This window comes from Streptomyces sp. ISL-100 (assembly GCF_018614615.1).
GTDB lineage: Bacteria > Actinomycetota > Actinomycetes > Streptomycetales > Streptomycetaceae > Streptomyces.
The window spans coordinates 1-24,971 of record NZ_JAGGOK010000141.1 but is presented as its reverse complement, the minus strand read 5'-3'; the positions used below and the strand labels follow the sequence as shown (position 1 = coordinate 24,971).

At 68.5% G+C, this 24,971-nt stretch carries 24 protein-coding genes and 3 pseudogenes; 13 read left to right on the top strand and 14 right to left on the bottom strand.

What is annotated here, in order from left to right:
- Nucleotides 1-492: 492 nt before the first annotated feature.
- The 3 genes and pseudogenes from J7E89_RS39720 to J7E89_RS39710 all read left to right on the top strand — a co-directional run bounded on the left by J7E89_RS39720 (nucleotide 493) and on the right by J7E89_RS39710 (nucleotide 4,180).
- Nucleotides 493-2,844 carry a collagenase gene (locus J7E89_RS39720; protein ID WP_308315771.1) on the top strand — a complete coding sequence of 784 codons (2,352 nt, stop codon included), beginning with the start codon at nucleotides 493-495 and terminating at the stop codon, nucleotides 2,842-2,844.
- Nucleotides 2,845-2,891: 47 nt separating this feature from the next.
- Nucleotides 2,892-3,130 (top strand): annotated as a pseudogene (locus J7E89_RS39715) (hypothetical protein); the annotation flags it as partial.
- A 342-nt stretch (nucleotides 3,131-3,472) separates the two neighbouring features.
- Nucleotides 3,473-4,180 carry a GntR family transcriptional regulator gene (locus tag J7E89_RS39710; RefSeq protein WP_214981322.1) on the top strand — a complete coding sequence of 236 codons (708 nt, stop codon included), beginning with the start codon at nucleotides 3,473-3,475 and terminating at the stop codon, nucleotides 4,178-4,180.
- 142 nt (nucleotides 4,181-4,322) lie between these two features.
- Here the strand turns inward: J7E89_RS39710 and J7E89_RS39705 are convergent, their stop codons facing one another.
- Together J7E89_RS39705 and J7E89_RS39700 are read right to left on the bottom strand one after the other, a co-directional pair.
- Nucleotides 4,323-4,574, bottom strand: coding sequence for a hypothetical protein (locus J7E89_RS39705; protein ID WP_214981321.1), 252 nt, complete (start codon nucleotides 4,572-4,574; stop codon nucleotides 4,323-4,325).
- 175 nt (nucleotides 4,575-4,749) lie between these two features.
- Nucleotides 4,750-5,013 carry a hypothetical protein gene (locus J7E89_RS39700; RefSeq protein ID WP_214981320.1) on the bottom strand — a complete coding sequence of 88 codons (264 nt, stop codon included), beginning with the start codon at nucleotides 5,011-5,013 and terminating at the stop codon, nucleotides 4,750-4,752.
- A gap of 452 nt (nucleotides 5,014-5,465) precedes the next feature.
- Between J7E89_RS39700 and J7E89_RS39695 the strand changes: the two genes are divergently transcribed.
- Together J7E89_RS39695 and J7E89_RS41620 are read left to right on the top strand one after the other, a co-directional pair.
- On the top strand, nucleotides 5,466-7,127 hold the full coding sequence (locus J7E89_RS39695; protein ID WP_214981318.1) for a hypothetical protein: 1,662 nt from the start codon (nucleotides 5,466-5,468) through the stop codon (nucleotides 7,125-7,127).
- A gap of 197 nt (nucleotides 7,128-7,324) precedes the next feature.
- Nucleotides 7,325-7,440: pseudogene (locus tag J7E89_RS41620) on the top strand (carboxymuconolactone decarboxylase family protein); the annotation flags it as partial.
- 471 nt (nucleotides 7,441-7,911) lie between these two features.
- Here the strand turns inward: J7E89_RS41620 and J7E89_RS39690 are convergent.
- The 4 genes from J7E89_RS39690 to J7E89_RS39675 form a co-directional block, all read right to left on the bottom strand.
- The gene (locus tag J7E89_RS39690; RefSeq protein WP_214981317.1) at nucleotides 7,912-8,511 is read right to left on the bottom strand and encodes an RDD family protein; all 600 of its coding nucleotides are present in this window, start codon (nucleotides 8,509-8,511) and stop codon (nucleotides 7,912-7,914) included.
- Between the two features lie 261 nt (nucleotides 8,512-8,772).
- Entirely contained in the window at nucleotides 8,773-9,414 is a 642-nt protein-coding gene (locus J7E89_RS39685; protein WP_214981316.1) for a hypothetical protein, read from the bottom strand.
- Nucleotides 9,415-9,714: 300 nt separating this feature from the next.
- A complete protein-coding gene (nadE, locus tag J7E89_RS39680; protein ID WP_308315769.1) occupies nucleotides 9,715-10,545 on the bottom strand; it encodes an ammonia-dependent NAD(+) synthetase in 831 nt (276 codons plus the stop codon).
- Between the two features lie 60 nt (nucleotides 10,546-10,605).
- On the bottom strand, nucleotides 10,606-11,292 hold the full coding sequence (locus tag J7E89_RS39675) for an SMI1/KNR4 family protein (RefSeq protein ID WP_214981315.1): 687 nt from the start codon (nucleotides 11,290-11,292) through the stop codon (nucleotides 10,606-10,608).
- Nucleotides 11,293-11,426: 134 nt separating this feature from the next.
- Here J7E89_RS39675 and J7E89_RS39670 point away from each other — a divergent pair, with 134 nt between their 5' ends.
- Nucleotides 11,427-11,858 carry a GNAT family N-acetyltransferase gene (locus J7E89_RS39670; protein ID WP_214981314.1) on the top strand — a complete coding sequence of 144 codons (432 nt, stop codon included), beginning with the start codon at nucleotides 11,427-11,429 and terminating at the stop codon, nucleotides 11,856-11,858.
- Nucleotides 11,859-11,906: 48 nt separating this feature from the next.
- On the opposite strand, the gene J7E89_RS42215 is transcribed toward J7E89_RS39670, so the two are convergent.
- The 3 genes from J7E89_RS42215 to J7E89_RS39655 all read right to left on the bottom strand — a co-directional run bounded on the left by J7E89_RS42215 (nucleotide 11,907) and on the right by J7E89_RS39655 (nucleotide 14,447).
- Nucleotides 11,907-12,107, bottom strand: a complete 201-nt coding sequence (locus J7E89_RS42215) for an AzlD domain-containing protein (RefSeq protein WP_374196995.1) — start codon at nucleotides 12,105-12,107, stop codon at nucleotides 11,907-11,909.
- 177 nt (nucleotides 12,108-12,284) lie between these two features.
- Nucleotides 12,285-13,583: a M20 family metallopeptidase gene (locus J7E89_RS39660; protein WP_214981312.1), complete on the bottom strand. Its 1,299-nt coding sequence runs from the start codon at nucleotides 13,581-13,583 to the stop codon at nucleotides 12,285-12,287.
- A 183-nt stretch (nucleotides 13,584-13,766) separates the two neighbouring features.
- Nucleotides 13,767-14,447 carry a bifunctional 2-polyprenyl-6-hydroxyphenol methylase/3-demethylubiquinol 3-O-methyltransferase UbiG gene (locus J7E89_RS39655; protein WP_251061724.1) on the bottom strand — a complete coding sequence of 227 codons (681 nt, stop codon included), beginning with the start codon at nucleotides 14,445-14,447 and terminating at the stop codon, nucleotides 13,767-13,769.
- Nucleotides 14,448-14,466: 19 nt separating this feature from the next.
- Between J7E89_RS39655 and J7E89_RS41615 the strand changes: the two genes are divergently transcribed.
- On the top strand, nucleotides 14,467-14,811 hold the full coding sequence (locus J7E89_RS41615; protein WP_251061723.1) for a hypothetical protein: 345 nt from the start codon (nucleotides 14,467-14,469) through the stop codon (nucleotides 14,809-14,811).
- Here J7E89_RS41615 and J7E89_RS39645 read toward each other — a convergent pair.
- Nucleotides 14,784-15,230 carry an NUDIX domain-containing protein gene (locus J7E89_RS39645; protein WP_214981306.1) on the bottom strand — a complete coding sequence of 149 codons (447 nt, stop codon included), beginning with the start codon at nucleotides 15,228-15,230 and terminating at the stop codon, nucleotides 14,784-14,786. The two genes, J7E89_RS41615 and J7E89_RS39645, sit on opposite strands and share 28 nt — an antisense overlap.
- Nucleotides 15,231-15,615: 385 nt before the next feature.
- On the opposite strand from J7E89_RS39645, the gene J7E89_RS39640 reads away from it, so the two are divergent.
- On the top strand, nucleotides 15,616-15,975 hold the full coding sequence (locus J7E89_RS39640; protein ID WP_214981304.1) for a DUF952 domain-containing protein: 360 nt from the start codon (nucleotides 15,616-15,618) through the stop codon (nucleotides 15,973-15,975).
- A gap of 567 nt (nucleotides 15,976-16,542) precedes the next feature.
- Here the strand turns inward: J7E89_RS39640 and J7E89_RS39635 are convergent.
- Nucleotides 16,543-16,902: a WYL domain-containing protein gene (locus tag J7E89_RS39635; RefSeq protein ID WP_214981302.1), complete on the bottom strand. Its 360-nt coding sequence runs from the start codon at nucleotides 16,900-16,902 to the stop codon at nucleotides 16,543-16,545.
- Nucleotides 16,903-16,953: 51 nt separating this feature from the next.
- Between J7E89_RS39635 and J7E89_RS39630 the strand changes: the two genes are divergently transcribed.
- From J7E89_RS39630 to J7E89_RS39620, 3 genes are all read left to right on the top strand, one after another.
- Nucleotides 16,954-17,121 (top strand): hypothetical protein, encoded by a 168-nt coding sequence (locus tag J7E89_RS39630; RefSeq protein ID WP_251061722.1) that lies wholly within the window; start codon nucleotides 16,954-16,956, stop codon nucleotides 17,119-17,121.
- 244 nt (nucleotides 17,122-17,365) lie between these two features.
- Nucleotides 17,366-17,839 carry a carboxymuconolactone decarboxylase family protein gene (locus J7E89_RS39625; RefSeq protein ID WP_214981300.1) on the top strand — a complete coding sequence of 158 codons (474 nt, stop codon included), beginning with the start codon at nucleotides 17,366-17,368 and terminating at the stop codon, nucleotides 17,837-17,839.
- Nucleotides 17,840-17,950: 111 nt separating this feature from the next.
- A complete protein-coding gene (locus tag J7E89_RS39620) occupies nucleotides 17,951-18,874 on the top strand; it encodes an RNA polymerase sigma-70 factor (RefSeq protein WP_214981298.1) in 924 nt (307 codons plus the stop codon).
- A 39-nt stretch (nucleotides 18,875-18,913) separates the two neighbouring features.
- On the opposite strand, the pseudogene J7E89_RS39615 reads toward J7E89_RS39620, so the two are convergent.
- Together J7E89_RS39615 and J7E89_RS39610 are read right to left on the bottom strand one after the other, a co-directional pair.
- Nucleotides 18,914-19,097: pseudogene (locus J7E89_RS39615) on the bottom strand (hypothetical protein); the annotation flags it as partial.
- A 447-nt stretch (nucleotides 19,098-19,544) separates the two neighbouring features.
- Complete coding sequence (locus tag J7E89_RS39610) at nucleotides 19,545-21,944, bottom strand: sel1 repeat family protein (RefSeq protein WP_214981296.1); 2,400 nt, start codon at nucleotides 21,942-21,944, stop codon at nucleotides 19,545-19,547.
- Between the two features lie 192 nt (nucleotides 21,945-22,136).
- On the opposite strand from J7E89_RS39610, the gene J7E89_RS39605 reads away from it, so the two are divergent.
- Nucleotides 22,137-22,328 (top strand): hypothetical protein, encoded by a 192-nt coding sequence (locus J7E89_RS39605; protein WP_214981292.1) that lies wholly within the window; start codon nucleotides 22,137-22,139, stop codon nucleotides 22,326-22,328.
- Between the two features lie 211 nt (nucleotides 22,329-22,539).
- On the opposite strand, the gene J7E89_RS39600 is transcribed toward J7E89_RS39605, so the two are convergent.
- Nucleotides 22,540-23,892 (bottom strand): YncE family protein, encoded by a 1,353-nt coding sequence (locus tag J7E89_RS39600; RefSeq protein ID WP_214981289.1) that lies wholly within the window; start codon nucleotides 23,890-23,892, stop codon nucleotides 22,540-22,542.
- A 318-nt stretch (nucleotides 23,893-24,210) separates the two neighbouring features.
- Here J7E89_RS39600 and J7E89_RS39595 point away from each other — a divergent pair, with 318 nt between their 5' ends.
- Nucleotides 24,211-24,855, top strand: coding sequence for a TetR/AcrR family transcriptional regulator (locus tag J7E89_RS39595; RefSeq protein WP_214981287.1), 645 nt, complete (start codon nucleotides 24,211-24,213; stop codon nucleotides 24,853-24,855).
- Nucleotides 24,856-24,971 lie beyond the last annotated feature (116 nt).

The window sequence follows — 24,971 nt, the reverse complement described above, 5'->3', positions numbered from 1 at the left end:
GATTCAGGCGGGCGCGCACCACCTGCGCACCACTTGGCCCCCATTTTCCCAGTGCTGTCCGGATCCTTCTCGTGCCGTTGAGCGCGCCCCGGAACGCGTGGACCGATCTCAGCGGCCGCGTCATGGTCGCAGTCGTTGCATCGAACGCGCATAGGCAAGCCCTGCCTGCCGAGGTGACGGTGTGTGAGGCTTGGGGGTCGGACGTCGGCGCGCATTAGAACTGCTGCCCAGTCTGCGCTCATGCATGCGACCGACTCCGGGCCCACGGGGGAGGTCGTGGGGCTTCCGGTGTGGAGCGTGCGAGGTCTTCCGTGCGGCGGTTCCCTCAGATTCAGAGGTGCACAAGGGTTGCCAGTGCAATTTCACATTACTATGTTACGGGTCACATCACGGAGGTCGGTACCTCTCAACTCCCGCGTGCACTACGGCGTTTCACCGATTCCGCACCGCTGTCACACCCCCCTTCTTTCACCTCCCACACAGGAGTCACCGGTGTCCCAGCTCAGGACCGCGCGTACATCTCTGCTCGCCGGCGCCATCGCGGCGACGCTCCTCGCCACGGCCGCGCAGACCGTCCAGGCGTCCGAAGACCAGCGGGTCGCCCCCGCCGCGTTCGGCGGCCAACCGGCCGCGGCGGCCGCTCCCGACGCCCATGGCGACAACCCGTTCGACGAGGTCCAACGACTGGCCGAAGCCCCGAAGCCCGGAACACGCCCCGCCCCGGCTCCCGGCGACGGCCGTATCCCGGCGGGCCGCATCCCGGGGCCGCAGACCGCCCCTGCCGCCGCCCCCCGTACCGCCGTTCGTGCCGCCGGAGTCCCCTGCACCCTCGACGGTGTCAGCGGCCTGAGCCCCGAGCGCTTCGCCGACTTCCTCGCCGGCCCGGCGGTGACCGCCGACGGCTGCCTGCGCACGCTCATCTGGACCTGGGACCCCAGGCTCGGCCAGGTCATGTCGGACGCCCACGTCCAGGCTGTCGCGCGCCGCGTATCCGCGCTGGCCGCGTCGCACGACGGAAAGAACGGCAGCCACCTGTACGAGATGTTCACGTACCTGCATGCCGCGGCGTTCCACGACTTCTCGCGTGACGAGATCGACCTCACCGACACACCGACCGTCGAGGCGATACGCCGAGCCGTCAACGCCTTCGGTACGGCCGCCCGTACCTTCGACGTCACACGCGCCAACGCCAACACCCTGCGCGAAGCGCTCTACGCCGCCAGCGCCCCCGGCCTGCGTCACTCACAACTGGGGCTGATCAAGAAGGTGCTGGCCACGATGGACCCGTACCACCCCACCACCAACAAGGACTCCGCCTGGGGCAACGCAGCCCTGGCCGCGCTCTCCGTGAACTACCTGGGTGTCTACCCGGGCAACAAGGACACGGCCTTCCACAATGTGGTCACGCAGAACGCCTCATACCGCAACGCGTTCAAGGCGTTCGCCGGTTACATCCACCTCAAGGGCACCGCCAATGAGTGGGTCGTGCGCGACGCCGTCGGCGAGTACGGCCGCTTCGGGCAGATAGCGGCGCTCAAGTCGACGATCGTGCCCGACCTGGGCGCGCTCCTGGGTACGACGGAGAGCAACTTCGGTCTGGGCAGCGAGCCGTGGGGGAAGACCGTCTCCTGGCTCAACTACTACGGGGCGTGCAAACCGTACAAGGTGTGCACGGATGACATCGAGCGGCGGATCTTCCCGTACACGTACACCTACGACAACGGAGCCATCAAGGTCCGCACCGCGCTCGACCGAGCCACCGTCGACCAGCTCTACTACGCCAGCAAGCAGGTCAAGGCGCAGTTCCACCGGGTCGTCGGCACGGAGCAGCCGCTGACCGGCGACACGAACACAACGCTCAACATCGTGCTGTACGCGTCCCGCAAGGACTACGAGATCTACCACCCGATCCTCACTGGTATGGGAACGGAGAACGGCGGCGTCTACATTGAGCGCGGCGCGACGTTCTACACCTACCAGCGCCGGGTGCCACAGGACTCGTCCCTCACGCTCGAGGAGCTGTTCCGGCACGAGTATGTGCACTACCTCAACGGCCGGTTCGCCGTGCCCGGTTACTTCGGCGAGGGTGCCTGGTACACCGGCGACCGTACGACCGCGATGGACGAGGGTACGGCCGAGTTCTTCGACGGTGCGACGCGGGACGACGGCGTCGCGGTCCGCAAGTCGCTGGTCCGCAGCGTCATCAACGACACGGCCGGCGGCGGCCCTCGGATGACCGTCAACCAGCTGCTGCACGCCACGTACGAAGGAGACGGCTTCCGCTTCTACTCCTACGCGGGCACCTTCTTCGAGTTCCTGTGGCGCGACCGGCCCGCGCTGCTGCAGGAGATGTACAGGCACCTGCGCGCCGACAATCCGACGGCCTTCGACGCCTGGCGGGCCCGGCTGGGTTCGGACGCCGCGCTGCAGCGGGCGTACGACGCGTTCCTCGACGTACAGATCGCCAAGGTGGACGACCTGTTCGTGCCCAACACTTCGTTCTTGCCGACGGCTTCACTGCGGCATTCGACAGCCGAGCAGGTCCGGTCGGCCTTCATCTCCGCCACGCAGTCCACGCCGGAGTGCAAGGACACGGCGGACACCACCGGTAAGCGCCGGTTCGTGTGCACCGGGCGCATTACCGCGAACCTCAGCGACGCCACCAGTCCTGATCTCGTCTTCAAGGACATGTCGGAGACCGTCGACTACTTCGTCCTGGAGCGGAGCGAGAGCGGCGGGGACAACTTCGAGGACATGAACTGTTCGTTCGGCGCGGTCGAGATCTGGCCCAACGGCCGTGCGGGCACGTCTCCTTACGCCTGCGAAGGACCGCTGCGCAGCTGAGATCCAATTGCTCCGAAGCCCTTGGCGGTAAAGGAGCAATGTGACATATTACTGCTGTGCCCACGAGACACTCCCCGGATGTCGTCGACCGCGGCCCCGTAACGGGCGGCACCACCGGCGTCGGGGAAGGGAATCTTCTCGTCTCCGACAAGGGGACGGGTCCCGAGCTCGACCTCGCGCTGCTGTCGACCCGACTCTGGCGCGAACTCGCCCAAGTTCTCCCACCGGAGACCGAGTAGAGCCCAAGGGCGGTCTCGTCATCACACCCGACGAGGCCGCCTTCGCCGCCCCGCGCACCTTCGCGGAACACTAACGCGGGAAGCCACGAGGCGTACGAGATCCCGCCGACCACTTCCAGGACCTCGAGCCCAACCTGACAATCGGCCACCCAACTGCTGTGTGCCGCCGCCGAGTCGGGCATCGGCATCCGGATCGGCAAGCCCGTCACGGCGGCCTCACCGGCCCGCGGAGCGCTTACGTCGCCTCCCGTTCGGCCACTCGCTCGGGAGCGTGGGCATGGCCTGGGAGGACCTGGGTTGTCGCGGCGGCCGCGTATCGCACGATCAGCCCCGGACTGCGGAACGTGACATTGTACGCTGGCACCTCGCAGAACCACGGAGGAAGTGCCATGGCGGATCTGAAGCATCTCATCACCGCCCAGGAGCGCCTGCGCGATCAAGTTGCTCACGCCCTGCGAGCCGCCCTCGTCGCCGGCGAACTGCGCCCCGGCAACGTCTACTCCGCGCCGGGCCTCGCCGCCGACTTCGGTATTTCCGCCACCCCAGTGCGCGAGGCGATGCTGGATCTGGCCCGTGAAGGCCTGGTTGAACCCGTACGCAACAAGGGTTTTCGCATCACCGAGGTGAGTGAGCGCGACCTCGACCAGTACATGGAACTCCGCGCCATGATCGAAGTTCCGACCGTCGGCAAGGTCACGCAGCTCGCGAGCCCCGAGCGGCTGGAGGACCTGCGGCCGATTGCCGAGGAGATCGTGGCCAGTGCGCGGGACCACGATCTCATCGGCTACCTGGAGGCCGACCGCCGTTTCCATCTCACGCTCCTGGGCATGGCCGGCAACGAACGGCTGGTGGAGACGGTGGGCGATCTGCGTAAGCGTTCCCGGCTGTACGGCCTCACCGGTCTCGACAAGCGCGGCCTGCTGGTCTCCTCCGCCGAGGAGCATCATGAGTTGCTGGACCTGATGACGGCCGGTGACGAGGTGGGCGCCGAGGCGTGCATGGCACGCCATCTCGGCCATGTCCGGTCCCTGTGGGCACAGGCCCGCGACGAACCGGTCGAACCGCGCCCGAAGCTCCGCCTCGGCAACCACCAATAGTGCTTCGTTGGCTCTGCCGATCTTACTGGTCGGGGGCATGGTGGAGGGATGGGGCTTGGGTAGCTGGAGCGGCTCCGTGGTGAGTTGTCAGAGTTCCGAGGCCCGTGAGCTGGCCGAGCCATGTGAGCAGTGCCTCGTCGCGTTACGAGCGCGGGATCAGCTCCGATTCCCCGGTGATGACGTGGCCGCCGAGTGTGGTCATGTGGCGGGGTGAATGATTCATGGACGCCATGGTGAAGTCCCGCCGCACCGCCAGCTTCTCCAGCCGCTCCACCTCTGCCACCAGTGCAAGAAGCGTCTCGGGTGGTACCAGCGAGGGCATCGGCAAGTAGCCATCGGTGCCAAAACGATCACGCAGGGCGGGGGTGAACTCAGGTAAGGACAGCACCGCCACCGCCTACCCCGCTCCGCCGCAGATCAACCCGTACCCTGCGAGACGTGGCAGCAGCATGTCACTTACTGAGTACATGGAATGAAGCGTGAGTGGTCGTCCTTCAGACTTGTCCGAGCGCGACGGGCGCCGACGACGGAGTGCATGTGGAGATGCCGGCCTGGCGGCAATTGCGGTTCTAGACGCTCCGAGTGCCTCGCAGCCGCTGTGCGATCTCGATGTCCCGTTGCAGTGCGCTCATCCTGGGAGGTTCACGGTCGGCGTCCAGGACGACGACATGAATCTCGTCGCCGATCCGGGGCGGGGCGACGCTCTCGTCCCACCACGACGCGTGCATCACCTGATCGATGAAGCCGGCGACGCCGCCCACCTCGACTCTCGCTCCCACGGGGGCGACCGCGACCACAGTCACATCCAGCTCCTGATGATCGCTGAATGTCACTTCGGCCCTCCGTCGGCACTGTCCGGTTTGGTTTCAGGCGATCATGCGCTGGAACCACTTCAACATCGCGTGAGAGGAGGGTCTCACTGTGGCGCGCGGGTTGACTGCCGAACACGGGCACTGCTGGCCCCGCCGCACGCCACGTTCCGGGTGGCGAAGGTCGAGATCTGGCTGAAGAACGCACGGGCGGCTGCCCAGGCTGCCGAGATCGAGCAGTGGCGTGCCGTGCCGAGGCCTCCAGGTGGAGTCGTCAGCCGGGGCGTTGTCGGCTGAGCGGCGCCAGCCGCTGAAAGAGACCGATGCACCCCCGTCATCACCTGACACGGCGTCACTGACGGTCCTCACGCACACCACACCGGCTACGCGCGCGTAGTAATTGCCGCGCCTCACCCTCCACCCCGGTGAAATGATGCCCCGGACGCGGGACGCACCCGCGAGAAACAGGCGGGGTCATGCTGGAGGGGCTGGGGGCAGTGGACTGGCGCGAGTTGGAGCCGGTACGGCCAGACCGGCCGGCCACCGACGTGCCGAAGGTGCTGCGCCGGATAGCGCGGGCGGACGCCACCACCGGGCAGAACGCCGTGGACCGGGCGTACGGCGATCTGCAGGACCTCCTCGTGGCCCCGGACCGGGTCACCGACGCGGGCACGGCCGCGCTGCCGTTCCTGGTGGACCTCGCCGTTGACCCGGACACGGTCGCACGGCCGGACTTGGTCGACGTACTGGCGGGCCTGGCCGACAACGACGCGACCGGTGAGGCCGGGGCGTTGGACCCGGAGTGGAACGCGGCCTGGCGGCGGCAGTGGCCCCGCCTGCGAACGCTGCTCCGCGACGAGGATCCGGTGATGCGGCGAGCCGCGCTGCAGCTGATCGCCGGCCGGACCGTCCCCCTGCTGGAGCAGTGGCGCGAGGAGACGGACCTCTCGGTCCGGGTGACCGTACTGCTGGCGCTTGGCGAGGCCGCGGCCGCCGAGGGCCTCACGGGTGCGACGGTCGCCGAGGTACGAGCGGTGCTGGACCACGTCCACCACGGCGAGGATCCGGTGCTGCGGGTGGCGGCCGTGATCGCCACGGCGCACCTGGACCCGCAGGCGCCGCTGCGCGCCTACCCGATGCTGCTGGAGCTCCTCACCGATCCCCCACTCGCCCCGGAGTTCGGGAGGGTTTGGTACACCCTGAACTGCGAGTATCCGTACAACCGCGAGGACGTCGCAGCCTGGGTCGTGGACCTTCTGGGGCACGACACGGCGGTGGCGACCTCGTTCGTGGCCGACCTCGCCGAGGCGGCCGGCCGGACGGACGACGCGGGGCTGCGCCGGTGCGCGCTGGACGAGGCGTGGCGCCTGCTCGTGGTCCGGCCGTCCGCGGCCGCCGCGCTGCTGCCACTGGCGGCCGGGCTGCTGGCCGACCCGGACGACGACGTGCGCTACAAGGCGGCACATCTGCTGGCGGTGCTCGGCCGCCGGGCGGCCCCGTACGCCGACCGGCTCGCCGCCTTCCTCGATGACCCCGGCGAGTCGCGGTTCTTCGACGGCACTGTCGGGGACCACGCGCGGTGGGCACTGACCCGGATCGGGGACCCGCGCGGCCTGCCGGATCTCGTCGAGCGGCTCGTGGCGCCCTACCGGGACATGCCGGGCCGGGGTTACTGCATCGGTGACCCGCGGCAGCCGGATGTCGCCGACGTACTCCGGCCGTTGCGCGCACACGCCGGAGTACTGCTGCCCGCGGTACGGGAGGCGCTGCGGGACGAGGTCGCCCGCGCGGGCTGGCTGGTCGGGGATCTCCGGGAGGTGCTCCAGGCGTGGGGAGAGAACCCGATGCTCCCCGGTGAGACGAAGCCGTACCAGCAGCCGTGGGAACCACCGCTGGTGGAACCGGCGCAGGCGGAGGCGACCGTGGTGGCGTCCGTCGCCGACGGCAAGCTGCACTGGACGTTCAGCGCCGCTCTGGCCTCGCTCACCCGCCACGGACGCCTCGCCCCGCCGGTCCGGGACGCGCTGACCGCGCTCCGGGCCGAGGACCGCAGGCTGTCGGAGTACGGCGACTACCGGGCGTTTCTCCAGGACGAGGAGATCCGCGCGCGGATCGACGCGGTGCTCGCGCTGCCGTAGTGCCGCCCTCTCCGGCACCGACCCCGCCCCAGCCGGCTGCTGTCGCCCAGCACGAATCTCCAGTGACCTCCGCCTTCCCGAGACCAGGGAAACCGCGCAGTGCGCAACCCACTTGAGCAGGCCACCCACGGCCGTACTTCCATACCGGCCAGCCACACGGCACGAAGGCGCCGCTCGCAGCCAAGTTCGTTGGACACATCACCTCTGCCGGCAAGGTGGTCGCGGACTCGACGCTGCCAGCCGCGGCGCAGAACTGGTGAAGATCCGTGCCGGTCAGATCAATGGCTGCGGTTTCTGCACCGCCATCTTCACCGACGCGAGCTCGCCGCCCTGGTGTGCACCATCCCGCTCATCAGCGCCGGTCCCCGAGGGGGATGCGTGCCACGTAGAGCCCGGTCAGGTCGATCGTGGCGGGTCAAGGTCGGGCCGTCTGCCGCCTCGACTGCACTCGCCTCAGCCCGTGGGACCACTGGTCGGCCGAGACCGGGATGACCGTACGGATACCGCGTCGCCGCAGGCTTCCGGCGCGTCGGCCGGGGCCCCTTTTTTACGGGCCCCGGCCGCATGCTGGTGGGCGGGATCGGTGGAGTGCACCGCAGCGACCCAGTTCAGATGCTCATCGTCGTCGGCCCGGGCGAGCAGCGGGTTGAGGGGTTCAGCGCACCATCCGACCCGTGTGCAGGGCAACTTGTGCAAAGCACGCCGCCTTCAGCTCCACCGGCGGCATGCAATACCTGGACGTACGACAGCCCCGTGACGGCACCTGATCATTTCGGCCGGCGGCTCAGCCCTTGTCGACCTTGATGACAACCGTGCTGCACACCTTGTCGGCGAAGGTCTGCTTCTTGCTGTCCCACAGCGGCCACAGCCAGCCGAGGTAGCACGCAAGGCTGTCCAGGGCATGCGCGAGCTTGCGCACGAACGCCATGCCGAAGCCGAGCGTGCTGCCGTCGGCCTCCCGGCGCAGGCTGATGCCGAGGACCTTCTTGCCAATCGTCTGACCGGTCTTGCCCTCCTTGTAGAGCTGGAAGATGCCCATGCCCAGTGCGTAGACCATCCCGACCGCGAAGAAGGGCCCAGGGCCGGCGGTCGCCGGGTCGTCGCTGTTGGCAAGGTCGATGAACCCCAGCGCGTACATCGGACCCAAGATGATCAGCAGGTCGAGGAGGTACGCCCCCACGCGCTGCCCCCAGTGAGCCAGCGGCGGCATCCCTGCCCCCGGCATGCCGGGCATTCCGGCCGACGGGTACGCCCCGTACGGCTGCTGGGCGTACTGCGGGTAGCCGTACTGCGGGGGCACGCCCTGCGGCGCCTGCTGCGGATAACCGGGCTGGCCAGGCGAAGGCTGCTGGCTGTAGGGGTTGTTAGGGGCGCCGAAGCTCATGGCGAAGTTTCTCCCGTTCCTGTAATGGGGACGAAGCGGCCTGAGCGGAGGGTTACTTCGGGCATAAGCGGTTTGCCCCCCGTGCAGCCGCGATCTTGCGCGCCCATCGTGTTCGTAAAATCGACTGCGTGTCCAATCCGATCAGCAGAGTCCGCATGTGACGATTCACGTCGAGCCGCCACAGCAGCAGCTCACACCGCTCCGGGCGGGCGTCGGACCTGAGGCGATGGCGAGATCCATCGCTCGGTCGGACCGCGCACGTCACTCGTCCTGGTCTCCCTCACAGGCGGGCTTACCGAAGTAGTCCGGCTCGCGTTCGCTTTCGCCGAGCCAGAGTTGCGGAGCATACTGCCGGATCGCCCCGATCATGGGCTCGCGGTACGGGCCGTTGGCGACGATGCGGTAGCGCAGGCGAGGAAGGCCCGGGCGGAGGGGATCCTCGTCGCGGACCAGGCCTCGCAGGATCGGGTCGTCGCGGTCGACGGGGAGGCTCGGGCACAGCTCGATCGAGTAGTTTTTCCCGGCCGGGTTGTCCGCGTTGCTCCAGTGAAGGGCGACTGCGGCGAGGCTGTCCCAGCGGATGACGTTCTGCCCCGAGCTGTTGTGCACCCACAGGCCGGCTTCGTCGACGCTCACGAACAGCTTGTGGTACTCCCGGCCTGTGCGGAACTGCTTGAAGCCCGGGTAGCCGATGAAGGACGCGCAGAGCAGCAGCACCAGGCCCGCCCAAGGGGTGAACTCTTTGCCATGGAGCTCAAGGGTCCATACTGCGGCCATGGTCGCGATGAGCGCGCCTATCCCCATGCAGATCCCCCCGTGGATCATGAATCCCCGGGCGGCCCTCTGGGAGACGCGTATGACTGTGGCCGTAGGGGCGGGACCGTACCCAAGGGAAGTCGACATGATCAGGAGTCTAGGGACGCTGCCCTGTCCGCAGCGCGGTGACCTGCTCATCCCTTGTGGCGGGACCGCTCCCGATGGCCCGCCCTCGATGTCGGGCAGGCCTGGGCTGCCACGCAGTGCTGTATCCACGGCGATCACGGAGTACAGCGCCGCCATGGTGGAAACCCGTAGCAGTGGTAGGAGTGGGCCCCAGCTCGCGCAGGTGCGCAGTACCGTCACCGGCGCACCGAGTGCTCATGCCGCGTGCCGAGTGCAGCGCTCGCAGGGAGCGGCCTCAGGGCGCGGCCTCAGGGCGCGGCCTCAGGGCGCGACGGGCAGCTGGCGCTTGTGGTCGGTGAGGCGGTAGCGGCGGACGATCGTTTCGAAGGCCCGCTCGTCCACCGGCTTGCCCTCCAGGAAGTCATCGATGTCGTCGTAGGTGACCCCGAGCGCGTCCTCGTCGGCCTTGCCCGGGTCGAGGGTCTCCAGGTCGGCCGTCGGGGTCTTCCACACCAGCTCAGCGGGCGCGCCCAGCGCGTCCGCGACGGCGCGCACCCGGCGCTTGGTCAGGCCGGTCAGGGGGACCAGGTCGGCGGCGCCGTCGCCGAACTTGGTGAAGAAGCCGGAGACCGCCTCTGCGGCGTGGTCGGTGCCGACGACCAGGCCGTCGTGCGCGCCGGCCACCGCGTACTGGGCGATCATGCGCTGCCGGGCCTTGATGTTGCCATGCACGAAGTCCTGCTGGTGGGCGTCGCGGAAGCTCACGCCGGCGGCCAGCGAGGCCTCCAGCGCGGCGTCGCTCGCGGGCTTGATGTCCACGGTCAGCACGTGGTCGGCACCGATGAAGGAGAGGGCGAGCTGGGCGTCGTGCTCGTCGGCCTGGACCCCGTAGGGCAGCCGCATCGCGTAGAACCGCGCCTCGTGCCCGGCGGCCCGGGCCCGCTCGACGGCGAGCTGGCACAGCCGGCCGGTAGTGGTGGAGTCGACGCCGCCGCTGATGCCGAGCACGAGGGAGCGAAGACCGGTGGTGGTCAGCCGCTCGGCGAGGAAGGCCACCCGGCGTTCGATCTCCCGCTCGGCCTCGAAGGTCTCGGCGACCTCGAGTTCCCGGGCGATCTCCTGCTGCAGGGCGATGGACGCCGGCTCGCTCACGTCTGCTCCTTGTTCCGGTTCACGATGTGCTGTCGCGCGGCCACCCTACCCAGGGCTGCGTCACAGGTCCGACGACGCCGGCAGTACCGCCTGCTCGGCCTTCTCCAGCCAGCCGGTGTACCAGCGGGCGAAGGTCACCGGTTCCCCACCGTCGTCGAGAAGGGGCACAAGGTCGGAGTCGTCTGCCCGGCCGTCGGACCAGATCGTGCCTCGGTGGCTGCCACTGATGACCAGCCACTCGCGCAGGGCGCAGCCGAGGTGGCAGATCACGATGGCGCCGGCGGTGCGCTCCGGGGCGAACATGAGGGCGTCCCATCGCTCGTCCCACGCCTCGATGGCGTCGTCGAAGTCCTCGATCTCCTCGAAGTCTTCCTCCTCGGGACGCTGTATGAGGAGTTCGTCAAGGGTTTTGGGGTCCGGTCCGTGCTCAGGGAACGGCTCGGCGAGCATGGAGAGGTTGGCCAGGTCGGCGCCGTCGCCTTCCCAGCGCCACCTGCCCTGTACGCGCCGTACGGGAAAGAGGCCGTACGCAGGTCCTGCGCCGCCGGCGGCGACGTGGAGGAGGAAGGTCCGGTACTCCTCGGGCAGCCTCGCGCCTATCTGGTCTTCGAGTTCAGCAAGCCCGTCCTCAGTGAGCGGCTCCTCCAGGACCCACCGGTGCCCGAAAAAACCGAACACCTCACTGCTCGTCGACTGGGCGCCCAACGCCACGACGCGTTCCCGTACCCCTGCCCACTGATCAACCATGCCCAGACCGTACGTGCCACCACTGACAACGGGGCCCGGTCGCCCCGCACGCGGGACTGAGCGCCGTCGTGGCGACCTATCGCGCTCAACGGCCAACTGGCTCCACGGCTGTGCCCACAACTACCATGGCGATCATGATCGTTCGCAGGGAAGACGGATACGAGGTCGCTACCGATTCAGACCGTCTCGACATCGACCTGGTACACCACTGGCTTTCGACCGACGCATTCTGGGCCCTGGGCAGGAGCCGCGAGACAGTCGAGCAGTCCATCCGCGCGTCTCTGAACTTCGGCCTCTACGACGCCCACGGGACCCAGGCTGGTTACGCACGTGTCGTCACAGACTTGGCGACCTTCGCCTGGCTCTGCGATGTCTACGTCGAGCCCACGCACCGCGGCAACGGTCTCGGCACCTGGCTTGCTGCTGCGATCCGCGACCACCTGGCCCCCTACAAGCTCAAGCGGGTGCTCCTGTCCACCCTCGATGCACACGAGGTCTACGCCAAGGTCGGTTTCGTTCCTTTCCCCGATCCCGAAAAGCTGATGATCATGGGTCCTGAACAGTGAGAGCGAAAGCATGACGAATGCTCGACATGCCGCACGACTGGGCGGGCCTCAGTGAGCGAAGACCGTAATGACCAAAACCCCATGGACCGTCGTGCCGCCGAGGATGCTCAGGAGCGCGTTCCCGCGCCATAGGTGCAGGCCGGTGGTGACGGCCAGGGCGGCCAGCAGCCATGGCGCATGATGTCTCGCTCCGGCCCAGTAAAGGTGCATGAAGAACTGCGACCAGAGGATCCGCAGCCAGGAGATCAAGGGGAACGGCTGAGCCCGCGGCAACCCACATGTTCGCCGAGGTGAGCCTGGCCGGAGCCCGGCGGGAGCCTGGCCGGGATCACCTGCTCTTCCGCCCAACCCGCCGCGCCACATCCCCCCTCCCCCGTCCGCGGAAGCGGCCCGCTGGAGCGGTGGAGGGGCCTCAGCTCCGGTCGCTCACGAACGGGCGCGCGCGGCGAGCCAGCCCGACATCGCACGGACGCCAATGCCGACGGCCCGCTCATCCGGATCGAAGTCGCCGTAGTGCGGATAGCTGCTCGTAATGCCGGCGCCGGGTGCACGGACACCGAGGAAGGTGTAGGTGCCGGGTATGCGGTCGAGGAACAGCGCGAAGTCCTCACCGTTGAAGGGGAACGCCGCGTGCATCACTGTCACCCCACCGGGGCCGAGCACCCGGCGCAGATGCCGCGCCACGGCGTTCGCCTCCTCCTCCGGGCAGACCATGGCCGGGAACGGATCGGCGGGGAAGCTCACCAGGGCCCTGGCGTACGGCTTCGCCAGCCGGCGGATCTCCTCGCGCACCTCGACGTACTGCTCCTCGGGCCAGCAGCGGTACGACACCTGCACCTCGGCCCTGCCTTCGACGTCGGCCTCCTTCGCCCTGGCGCGTACGACGACGAACCGGGCCAGCGGCCCGTCCTGCGTCTGCACGTCCGCGACCATCCGCTCCAGGTCCGCGGGCGTCTGCGGGGGTGCCACCGTGGCTAGTCCACCGATCTCGGCGGCAAGCCGCCGCGCCGACTCGGTCGCGTCCGGGCCCGTCAGTGTGATCACCGCACGGTCCTGGCCCGGCAGTCCGCTGCCTGGCGTCACGGCGAACTGCCCCACCGGAAACGGGCCGCAGTGCAGGGCGTGAATCTCCTCGGCGCCGGTCCGCTCCAGCACTCCGGCGTCGATCATCGCGCGAGCGCCGACCAGGGCCTCCTCACCGGGCTGGAAGAAGAAGACCACCGTGCCGCTGAGCCGGTGCCTCAGCTTCGCCAGGACCTGCGCGACGCCGACACCCACCGTGGTGTGGATGTCATGCCCGCAGACGTGGGCCGCCTTGGTGCCTCCCGTGACGATCCCCTCCGGCGGCACCGCGTCCGTGTCGGCCCTGTAGGCCACCGTACGTCCGGGGCGCGCGCCCTTGAGTACGGCGACGACCCCGTTGCCGCCCACGCAGGTGGTCACCGCAAGCCCGGCGGCGCGGAGCCGGTCGGCCACCACAGCGGCGGTGCGGAATTCCTGCCCCGCCGTCTCGGGATGCTCGTGCAGATCACGCCGCAACGCGATCAAATCGCTGTCGAGCCGCCCGGCGACGGCGTCGATCGCAGCCTGGTCCAGTGGACCGTGGCGGCGGCCGGAATCCGCTGCGGCAGCGCTGCCGGAGGCCAGCACCGCGCCGGCTCCGGCCGCTGCGGCACCGCCGAGCATGGTGCGGCGGGTCAGGGCGAGCTTGCTTGGACGGGTCATTCTTCCCCCAGTGACATGCGGTGTCGTCCCCGCGTGACAGTTTGCCCCCAAGTGCCCACCAACATAGGGAAATTGAGAGAACGCTTCCATATTCAGGGAGCGTGGAGCGGGACGGGTCCAGCGAAAGGGAGACGGAGGCTGCTCCCGCGCACGCGGGGATGGTCCCGTGAGCCTTCCCTTCGGTCAGCGACGGGCCTGGAAGAGCCGGTAGGAGACCGCGTTGTCGTCGCTGGGCGCGTCCAGGGTATCTACCCGCTCCACAAGCAGCCCGTGCTCGTCGAGCAGGCTCTCCCACAACTGGGTTGTGAGCACCCACATCTGGACGGTCTGGGCTTTCCCTCCGGCGAGCGGCAGGACCTCCGGGCGGGGAGCGACCGTCGTGGAGGGACCATGGCCGGCGGAATTGGTGTGCAGAGTGGTGAAGCACAGCAGGCCGCCCGGTTTGAGCCCGTCGGCGAGTGCTGGTAGGACCCGATGAGGGTCGAGGTAGGTCAGCCCGTGCATGGAGTAGATGACGTCGTAGGGGTCGGCATGAGCGAGGTGGTCGACGGCGTCTGCCAGGACGAGGCGCAGTCCCGCAAGGTCGGGGTACCGGGACCTTGCGCGAGCGTGCTGGCTGGGTGAGGAGTCGATGGCGTCGACCACGGCGCCGTGTTCGCGGACGAGATGAGCCGCGTGGCGGCCCGTGCCGCAACCCAGGTCGAGCACGCGTTTGCCGGTGACGTCACCGAGGACTTCGGCTCCTGGTCCGGTTCCCCACCACCCCCAGTCGAAGCGGTCCAGCTCTTCCAGCGCGGTCCGCCGGTGGACGTGGTGACGTCCATAGGCCTCCCAGGCGGTGGCGTTGCTCGATTCTGCGGTCAACTCGTCTCCAAGGTCATGGTTGTCGGTTCTCGGAACCGTCGTGTGCGAAGTCCATCCGGCGCAGATCGAAGTGCGGGTGGCGAAGCCGACCAGTGGCCGGAGCAGTTGGTGCACAGTCGACCCCGGCGACTTGGAAACCGAGACCGTGCAGGTGCTGCGCATGCACTCCCTCGCCGCATCCGATGTCCAGCGCTGGTCGCTCGCAGCTTGGGCCGGCGTGGTGGCGCAGATGCTCGGCTTCGTGTGCGTCGAAGCGCCGGTAGCGGTGACCGGCGCGCCACAGCGGGTCCCAGTACGCCTCGGCGTTCCCGGCGCCGTCCGCATGAGGCGCGGGCTTCACGACGGCCAGCCCATCTGCGTGTAGGTGCTGCCTCGAGCGATGCCCTTCAGGGCCACCCGGGTGTACTCGACCAGCTGGTCCGGCAGGGCGTTCAGCGGCCACCAGCGCCACTCTGTGCAACGGTCGGGCTCCCGCAGTTCGGGCTCTCCCGTCCAACGGGTCGCAGCGAAAAACATCTGCAGGCGTGGCTGCGTGCTGCCGGGGTCGAGAACGTGAACCGTGTGCACCAGCCGCAGGTCCTGCTCGTCGATCTGCAGGCCGGATTCCTCGGCCGCTTCACGCGCGACGCAGGTACGGACCGCCTCGAACTCGCAGTGGCCGGCGAGCAGGTGCCAGGTGGATGGAGCGAAGGCCGCGTCCGGATGGCGTTTTCCAAGAAGTACGGTGCCTTCCCGTTCCAGGTAGAGATGGCCGCCGATGACGTTACGGACGACGGTGTCCATGCGAGGGCTCCCCGAGGAGTGTGGAGGTGGTCGTTCATCAGTCCTGTGCCAGAGCCAAGAGCTTGATGAAGAGGCCTTCACAGTGACCAGGTCGTCGTAATACCAGCCCTGTTCGGTGATGCGGCCGCCTACGGTGTTCATGCTCTTCGCGCCAACGATGCCATTTCTGGAACCTCCTGCCAGGATGCGGTGAACACACCGACGATGCACGGGTAAACGACAAGAGCCGCGATATCGACCGTACGTATTTCGGACGGTGTCCCACTCTTGACCAAGCTGGGTGCGGCGCCAGCCCCCTTGGGCTGCGGCTCATGGGCGCGGCCTGGGCCCGTGACGAGGCCAACGGGCTGGAAACTGCCGCTGGCGCTCCGTGTATAACAAGGTCATGATCCACCATGTTGTTACGCTCAGCGATTGGAACACCCTCCCGAACCACGCATACGCACCCGCTTCCCTCGCGGAAGACGGTTTCGTCCATTGCTCCCCCGACGAGGCAACTACTTTGGCCATCGTCAACGCCTTCTATCGGAGTGCGCCGAGGCCGTTGTTGGTGCTGCTCCTCGACGAGGGCCGCCTCGCCTCGAGAGTGGAATGGGAGGAGGCGGTTCCCGCCCCACCGACCGGGGTCGCCGAGGGCACCTTGTTCCCCCATGTGTTCGGGCCCATCAACCGCGATGCCGTCGAACGCATCCTGGAGATCCAGTGGGATGGGAAGGGCCGCGCGACAGGGCTGAAGGAAGGCTAGGCGATGCGCTGGCCACCCCGGGCGTCGTCATGATGACCAGCGGTCTGCCCAGCTTGCGGCGCAGCCGGCCGATTGTGATGGGTCACCGTGCTGGCGAACGGGTCGGCGTTCTCGTTCCACACCTGTTGCAGGAGGTCCTCAGCCGGCAAGTCGCGGTCGAGTAGCAGCAGGTGAGCGCGAGTCGCACCGCGCAACCCCGGAAACGGCCCAGGGGCTGGCCGCCGCTGCGACCAGCCACTGGAGGCCTTGTTCTGGCCGTTCCACTCACATCAGCCGGGTGCCCACAAGACACGTCCCCTAACAACGGAATCTCACGTCGCTCCAAGGCGGGGCATCCGGGCAGACAGCGACCGTGACGCCCTGGCGGTCATTGTTTCACCGCCCCTGAGGAGTACCTGGCCGCGGATGTCGCGTCGTCGCGGGTGTTACGGACGTTCGGTGGTAGCGACACGGGGCCTCGGCTTCGTCCGCATCCTTGCTGTCATGAGGGCACCAAGGCACCGGGCTCGCCGAGGCGGCTGGGGAAGTCTGGGGCGCATCGAACAAGGCAGACCCGAATCCGGGGGGTCAGGCAGTGCCGTAGAGTCCGGCCAACTCGGCGACGGCGCGGGTCATTTCCGCGCGAGCCTCGGAAGGGCCGACGACCTGGACGTCGGTACCGAACTGCAGCAGGTGGCGGACAGCCTGGACAACGGGGTAGGCCACCTCCACCCGCAGCCACTCGTCGGTGCCGGCCTCGGGGACAGGTGGACCGGTGAAGTAGCCCCCGGCGATGCGGGTCACCATATCCAGCCGCTCCCGGCGCAGGCGGACGGCGATCGTGACGCCGCCGCTGCGCTCTTCCACCTCGCGGCGCAGGTCGTTCCAGACCTGGTTCAACTCCACGCCGGGCCGGCGGCGCACTTCCGCCTCGACGACACTGACCACTCCCGGCTGCACAGCGCCTGTTCGTCGGAGACCCGGTTCCAGCTCGTCAACGTGTCCCACTGGGAGAGCCGGGAGGCGTGGGAGGCCGCCACTGCGGACACCGAGTTTCGGGAGCGCACCCGAGCCGCGCGCGAGGACCCGCAGACGCCGATCACGTCAAGCCCGGGCCTGTACGACGTCGCCGTCGAGTTCTCTGCCGCAGCAGCGGAGCGGAGGTAGTCGTGTAACGCCCGCCGTGTCGGCCGCCCCGTGGGGCGGCCGACACAGGCGGCATAGGGGAAGCTCGCGCTTCAGCAGCGGTGCGCTTCCTCAAGGACGCCGTGCTCACCGTGGACGGCGAGCACTCCGTCGGCTGACGTGCGCCGACGGCAGTGAGACGCAGGTCACATTTGTCCATGTCACAGGGGGTCGAGCTACCCCGTCTCAAGGGGTGTAGCCACTGACGACCACAGAGGAGCACACCATGGACGCGCGACTGAACTACTTCGCCGACCCGACCGCCGGCAAGGTCCTCAAGTACTTCATGTCGGCCGGCAAGGCGCTCAAGGACTCGCCGCTGCCGGCCGCGACGCAGGAGCTGGTGGCGCTTCGCGTGAGTCAGATCAACGGCTGCGCCGTCTGCATCGACATGCACACAAAGGAGGCCGCCGCTGCCGGCGAGACCTCGGTGCGGCTGAACCTGGTCGCGGCGTGGCGGGAGGCCACGGTCTTCACCGAGGCCGAGCGTGCCGCGTTCGAGCTGGCCGAGGAGGGGACCCGGGTCGCGGATGCGGCCGGTGGGGTCAGCGACAAGGTGTGGGCGTACGCCGCCCAGCACTTCGACGAGGAGCAGCTCACCGCGCTGGTGATCCTGGTCTCCTTCATGAACGCGGCGAACCGGCTGAACATCATCAGCCGGCAGCCGGCCGGGGACTACGAGCCCGGGCAGTTTCACTGAACGGCATCAGCAACTGGCTCGGGGTCCGGCTGCGGGCTCCGGGCCCTGGGCTCGCGGGCGCCTGCGCGGCGAGTACGGCCGGGTGAGGGCTTCAAGAGGAGGGAATTCGACGTGAGCAAGGTCGAGGAGTTCGAGGAGCTGCGGCCGCTGCTGTTTTCGATCGCCTATCGGATTCTGGGCAGTGTGAGTGAGGCCGAGGACGCGGTACAGGAGACGTGGCTGCGCTTTGACGACTCGGCGACCCGGCCCACGTCGACCAAGGCTTTCCTTTCGGCCGCGGTGACGCGTGTCTCGATCGATGTGTTGCGTTCTGCGCGGGTGCGGCGGGAGGAGTACGTGGGCCCGTGGTTTCCCGAGCCGCTGCTGAGCGATCCGTATCAGGATCCGGCGCGGTCGGTGGAGTTGGCCGACTCGGTGTCGATGGCGGCGCTGCTCCTGCTGGAGCGGCTCAGCCCGCTGGAGCGGGCGGTGTTTGTGCTGCGGGAGGTGTTCGGCTTCGGGTTTGACGAGGTCGCCGCGGCGGTGGGGCGGTCGGAGGCGGCGTGCCGGCAGCTGGTGGTGCGGGCACGGCGGCATATGGAGGCCGGGCGGCCGCGCTTCGCAGCGGACCGGCGGGAGCGGCAGGAGCTGGCGACGCGGTTCTTCGACGCGCTGAAGGACGGCGATGTGGGCGGGCTGCAGGATCTGCTGGCCGCCGATGTGCAGCTGGTCGGAGATGGCGGCGGCAAGGCCCCGCAGCTGGCCAGGGCCATCATCGGCGCCGAGAACGTGGCCCGGCTGCTTGCCTCCGTCTTTCCCCGGCTGGCCCGGATCGACGTGACGTTCGAGCCGCACGAGCTCAATGGCCAGCCGGGCGCGATCTTCCGTGACCGGGACGGCAGGGTGCTCCACACCCTCGCGCTCGATGTACTCGACGGACAGATCCAGACGATCCGCTCAGTGATCAACCCCGACAAGCTCGGGCACGTCGGCCCAGTAGCGGACGCCTGGGCAATCGACCGCGAGGTGAAGCAGGCCCGTCGGCAGTCGAAGTGACCTCGAGAAGTGGTCCAGCCAGGCTCGTTCGCCGGCAACTCACGTCGGCGGCCGCAGGAGGCCGGTTCTCGCGTGCGCGGCGTGCATCGCGTGGTGCACGCCGTGGCCGCGGAGGCGGCAGTCGGGCAGGATCTTCAGGGTCTGCATGCGGGCGAAGATTCCCGACGGCGCCCTTGGCGCCGGGCTCGGACCAGGCCCGGCAGTCGTTGCGGTTGCCGCACAGCCACCACCGCGCCCCCGCGAACCCGAAGACCTGGAGCGCCGCGAGATAGCAGGGGTCCTCGACCACGACCACGTCGCCGGCCTCGACGAACACGTCGGCGAGCAGCGAGAGACCTTGCTGCGACCCGCTGGTGACTATCAGGGCATCCGGCTCCGTGGGCAGGCCCCGGGCACTGATCCGCTCCGCGATCGCGGCCCGCAAACCCGGGTCCCCCTCGGTCGTCGAGCCGACCCGCCGAAGGCCGGCCTCGACGTAAGCGACAGGACCCGCTGCTGACCAGCCGGACACGCGCGCGAGGAAGGGCCGCCGGGCATGCCCCGTTTGTGGACATCTTGGCAGCAGGTGAATGAGTGGCCTTCGTCGGGGTCAGGCGGATGTTCTCGCCGACACAGTCTCAGTTTGCGGTCCGACAGGTCCCGACCCCGCAATCGCGTCACTGCTCAAAAGCTACTGACCGCCGGTTCGCTTTCGTCTCCGGTCAAGTCTGCGCAGAGCGTCCCGGTCTCCGGCGTCCGCGGCAAGTCGGGCAAGGCGCTCGGCGCCCTGGTGGTCACCAGCCCGTTCCCGCATCTCGGTCAAGCTGCGCAGAGCGTCCGTATCTCCAGCGACGGCGGCCATTCGCGCCAAGCGCTCGGCCCCCTGCGGGTCTCCGGCGCGCTCCCGCAGCTCGGCCAGTTCGCGCAGGGCATGCCGGTCTCCGGCGTCGGCGGCGAGTCGCGCAAGGCGCTCGGCGCTCTGGTGGTCCCCCGCCCGCTCGCGCATCCAGGCCAGTGTGGTGTAGCAGCGGGGGCTTCCCGTATCGGCGGCCAGCCGGGCCGTCTCCTCTGCACCTTGGCTGTTTCCCGCCCGCTCCAGCACTCTGGCCAGGGCGTTGTAGGCGCGGCGATCTCCCGCGCCGGCGGCCAGTTCGTAAAGGCGCTCAGCGCTCTCTGCGTCCCCGGTTTGCTCCCGCCCGCGGCCAAGTCGGCGGAAGGCGGCCCGGTCTCCGGCCTCGGTGGCCATTCGGGCCAGCCGTTCGGCGCCCTGGTGGTCCCCGGCCTGTTCCCGTATCCCGGTCAAGCTGCGCAGAGCGTCCGTATCTCCAGCGACCGCGGCCAGTCGGGCCAGGCGCTCGGCCCCCTGCGGGTCTCCGGCGCGTTCCCGCATCCACGCCAACGCGGCGCAGCAGCGCGGGTCTCCGCCGTCGGCGGCCAGTTGGGCCAGGCGTTCGGCCCCCTGCCGGTCTCCGGCGCGCTCCCGCAGCTCGGCCAGCATGGCGTAGGCGCCGGCGTCACCGGCGTCAGTGGCCAGTCCGGCCAGGCGCTCGGCGTCGTGGTACTGGCCCCTTGCCTCGGCTTCCCGGCTCAGCCGGGCAAGATGGCCCGCGTTCTTCGCATGGTCGGCCGCGGCGGTCCAGAACGACTGCGGAGGGGCAGCGTGTTCCCTGGTTGCGCGGCCGTGGGCATCGAGGTAGTCGGCCAGGTGCGAGACACCCGGCTGCGCGCCCATCCCCCCGGCCCGGGGGACGGGCTCCAGGGCCGCGGCAACGCGCTGCACCCGGGCTCGGGCGTCCGTGAGGGCCGACGCGAACCAGTGGGGGCCCGCCCCGGTGCGCTGCTCGTCCGTGAGGTAGCCGGGAGCCGCGTCGCGCAGGAAGCCGTCGGGCAGGGGCGCGTCCCAACCCAGCCGGTAGGCGTCCATAGCGGCAGTGACCAGGGCACGCGTGTAGCAAGCGGGGGGCTCCTGGGCGGATTCGTAACGGTCCACGAGCTGGAGGCCCGCGGCGAGGGTCTGGGTGATCTTCCCCTCCCGGGAGGCGCATCTGGCCGCCGCCAGCGCGGGGTCGACCTCGAGGCCGTCCAGCGCCCGCAGGTCTTCCGCACCGAAGGCGGGCGGGACACGCACGACGGTTGTGGCACCGGTCAGAAGTGCACGGGCATGGCGGTGCGGGTCAGCGCTGCCGAAGGCGCGTTCACGCGGGGGCGAGGTCAAGTCGGTGAAGGCGGCGTCCCACAACGTTGCTACGACGATCACAGGACCCGGCTGGGTCAGGCGGGAGAGCAGGCCGGCTGCGAGGTCTTCCCCCTCGCTCCCGGAGAGAAGCTGGTGAGCGTCGTCGAGCCACAGGATGGTGCGCGGGACGAGCGCTCGAACGGCCATCACTTCAAGCGCACTTGACGCGGTACGGGGGAATACAAGTTCCCAGTCGTCCAGACCCCTGACGTGCCGGACGGCTTCGTAAGCGGCTCGGGTCTTGCCCGTGCACGAGCTCCCGCGCACCACCACCAGCACGGCCTCGACGCCCCCGGCCGCTGTGCGCAGCGCCTCCCGCAGCTTCTGGTCGTGCGGACGCTGGACGTACGAGGGCAGAACGAACCCTGGGGCGTGCGAACCCATGCCGGAGATTGACGGATGAACCCGTAACCCGGCCGCCGTCCAGCGGTCCAGGCGCTGGGGCGGGTCGGCCAGAGCACCGGAGCGGGCCCGCGCCTCGGCACCCATCAGGTCGGCGCCTGCCTGCTGGCCGCGCCGCGCTCTTTCGGCCTCCCGTACCCTCGCCCGGTTGACCGCGTCATGCCGCTCGCGCCACCGTCGGGGATCGAGCAACACTGCGTCATTGCCGAAACCGGCGCGCGTGGCCGCCTGCCCGATCACGGCTATGACGCCGGCCAAAACGTCAACGTCCGCCGGGAAGGCTTTGCCACTCAGCCAGTTGTCGATGGTGTTGTGCGAGCGCTGCGCGTGGTTGGCAAGGTTGCGCAGGGAGGGGCGTACCCCCACCGGTAACTGTCGGCGCAGGTGTTCCACGCGCTTGAGATCCTCGAAGAATGCTTCCTCCAGCGCGGCCTCGCTGCCGTCCTCGGTCATGGCGCTACGGCCCGTCCCTCTCCACCCGTCCAACACGTCCACCGCCGGCGCATCAGGAGGCTGCCAGCCTAGGCCCGCCACCTGCAAGTCCGGAACACTGCCCGTCCAGTCTGTGGTGGGAAGTCGATGGACATGCCGCTGGACAGGCGCAATGGGAAAGTCCGTTCCACGGCACGTCCATCGGAGTAAGCGATGACCACTTCCCGTCTCCTGCTCGACCTACTGACCACGCACGCGGTCACCGTGCTGTTCAGCTGCACAGTGACCGCGTCAACGGTGCTCGTGATCATCCGTCGGGCCCTGGAGGGAACCGAACCGCAGCACCGTGCCGCCATTCTCCGCTCGGTCGCCGAAATTGCCCGCGCACTGCGCGGGCGGCCGTAGTGGCTGGGTCATTGGCCGGACTTTGACTGGCGGAGTCAGGCGCACAGGTCATGGTCCGTACGGGAAGAGGCGTCCGCATACACCGGATGGTCGCCGGGGCCGGGGCGTCTCCGTGTGGACTCCTTGCAGGAGACGTCGTGACGGTCCAAGTAGTGGGATGCGGTCGGGGGGTTGACTGCGGCCATCGGGCACGGTGTGCGCTCTTGCTGTGTCATCCAAGCGTGGCCGGGCTGGTCCAGTCGGTCGGCACGTGCGCGATGCGGACACGTTGTGGGTGGTCTCCGACGGGGACCGAGACGGTCTTCTTTCCGGTGGTGAAGTCAATGGCCGTGACCTGGTCGCTTCCGCTTTCTGAGATGACGCAGGACTTCCCGTCGCCGCTGACTGTTGCCCAGTAGGGCTTGGAAGCGGTGACCAGCGGTCCTTCCTGCAGGGTCGCGCGATCGACGATGGTGGCGTAGTCGTCCATGGTTCCGGCGACGCAGAGTTTGTCGCCCCGCGGGCTCATCGACATGCCGTGGTGGCGGGAGTCGTTGACCCAGGTGGTGCGGTCCTCGCTGGTGTTGGGATTCTTCGGAAGGGTCTTGACGCGGGTGATCCTGTCGCTGGCAACGTCGTACTCGAGGAAGCCATTGAAGAAGGAGACCTGGAAGTAGAGCTTGGATTCGTCGGGGGTGAACGCCACCGGGCGCACGGCGTCGTTAAGGTCCTTGCGGCCGACGGCGTCGAGCCTGTCGCGCATGTCGATGACCTTGACTTCCTTGAAGGTGTCCGCGTCGACGACTGTGATTTTGCGGTCGCCCTTCGTCCAGTCCAGGAACGGGGCGTCGGTGTCAGTGTTGACGTCGCCGATGGCCATGTTCCAGATGTACTTGCCGCCCTCCGTGAAGACGTTCTCGTGAGGCTTGTCGCCGGTCACGAACGAACCGACTTCCTTCCCAGTGGTGATGTCGAGGACGTGGACAGTGTTGGAGGTTGAGGCGGAGACCGCTACGCGCTTGCCGTCGGGGGAGACTGCCATGTGGTCGGAGCGGTAGCCGGAGACGGGGAAGCGCCATTTGATGTTCCCGGTCGCCAAGTCGATGGAGACGACGTCGGCGAAGCTGGGGCGTGAGACGACCATGGCCGTCCCGTCCGGGGTGGAGTACATGTCGTCGACGAACTGGTCGTGTCCCTCACCCGGCCCGTTGCGGATGCCCAGGAAGTAGATCAGCTTCACGGGGTTGGTGTAGATCTCCGCCAGGCGCTTCCGCTTGTCGGGGATCACGTTGATCCGTCCGATTTTCGCGAAGGTGCCGCTGGACTTGATCACGTCGGCGGTGCCGTCCCAGTTGTTGCCGACGAACATCACCTCCTGGAGAGCTGCGGCGTCCTGGGCCGTGCCCTCGGGCTCGACAGCTGATGCGCCGGTCGTGGTGACTGCGACAAGGATTGCTACGGCAGCGGCCAGAGGGAGCCTGCGCTTGCGGCGCAGTGGGTGCGCTGTGTCTGTGTCCGCGTCCGTGTCCGTTGTCCGGGGTGCAGACGCTCCGGTGTCCGCGTGAGGGTTTTTGGATTCGCGCATGGCTTTCCTCCGCGTAGCGACTCGGCTTCGGTTTGGCTGACGTACAAGAACTTGCGCTGCTCATGACATCCGCGTGGTGGTGCGATCCGGCGCTCTCCGAGGTGAGGCAGGTTCGGACGGTGCCGGGCAGCGACTTCCAGCGGTTGGGGAGGGGGTGTGCTTGGGGCTGCGATCGGGCGTCTTCCGTGCTGGGCGTCCCGGCCGCACAATGTGAAAACGCTGCGCTTCACTTTTGGCTACTTGAAGGTAACGACGAGGGCGCGGTTCCTCAACCCCTCGGACGGGAGAAGATGGCCGGGAGCGCGGTGAGGGGGATCGGTGAAGGAGCGGCACAGGCAGTCGACCGGTCGTTACGCAGGCAAGACGGCCACCGAGCGGCACGCCGAGCGACGTCAGAAGCTCCTTGATGCGGCACTGCAGCTCTTCGGGGCCGGCCCCGGCTACCGATCGACGACCGTCGCTGCCCTCTGCGAGGCGGCCGGCCTGTCGACCCGGCAGTTCTACGAAGAGTTCCGCACCCTTGAAGACGTGCTTGCTGCCTTGCACTTGCAGGTCAACGACTGGGCGGAGAGCGCTGTCGTAGAAGCCCTCGCCCAGACGGAGGGCCTGCCCCTCGCCGAACGCTACGGATCCGTTTTCCGAGCGTACGCGGCAAGCATCGCCGTGGATCCGCGCCGCATACGCATGACCTTCACCGAGATCGTGGGTGTAAGTCCTCGAATGGACGAGCAGCGACTGGCCCGCCGGGCGCGGTGGATTGACCTGATGTGCGCTGAGGCAGCGGCCGCCGCGCTGAGAGGTGAGGCCGCTGATCGTGACTACCGCATCGCCGCGGCCGCGTTCATCGGCAGTGTGAACGGTCTTCTGCACGACTGGGCTGCGGGCTGGGTGGACGGCACTCTGGAGGAGGTCGTCGAGGAACTCGTCCGCCTGCTGCTGGCCTTGCTGCGCCCCGCGGCCTGAAGGGCCCTGGGGATGGTGCGGGTGTGCGCGAGGCATCAACCCCCTGAGGCAGTGGCGCGGCATCGCCACCCCGCTACGAGAAGACCGCAACCATCTGCCTAGAAGACTCATGAAGA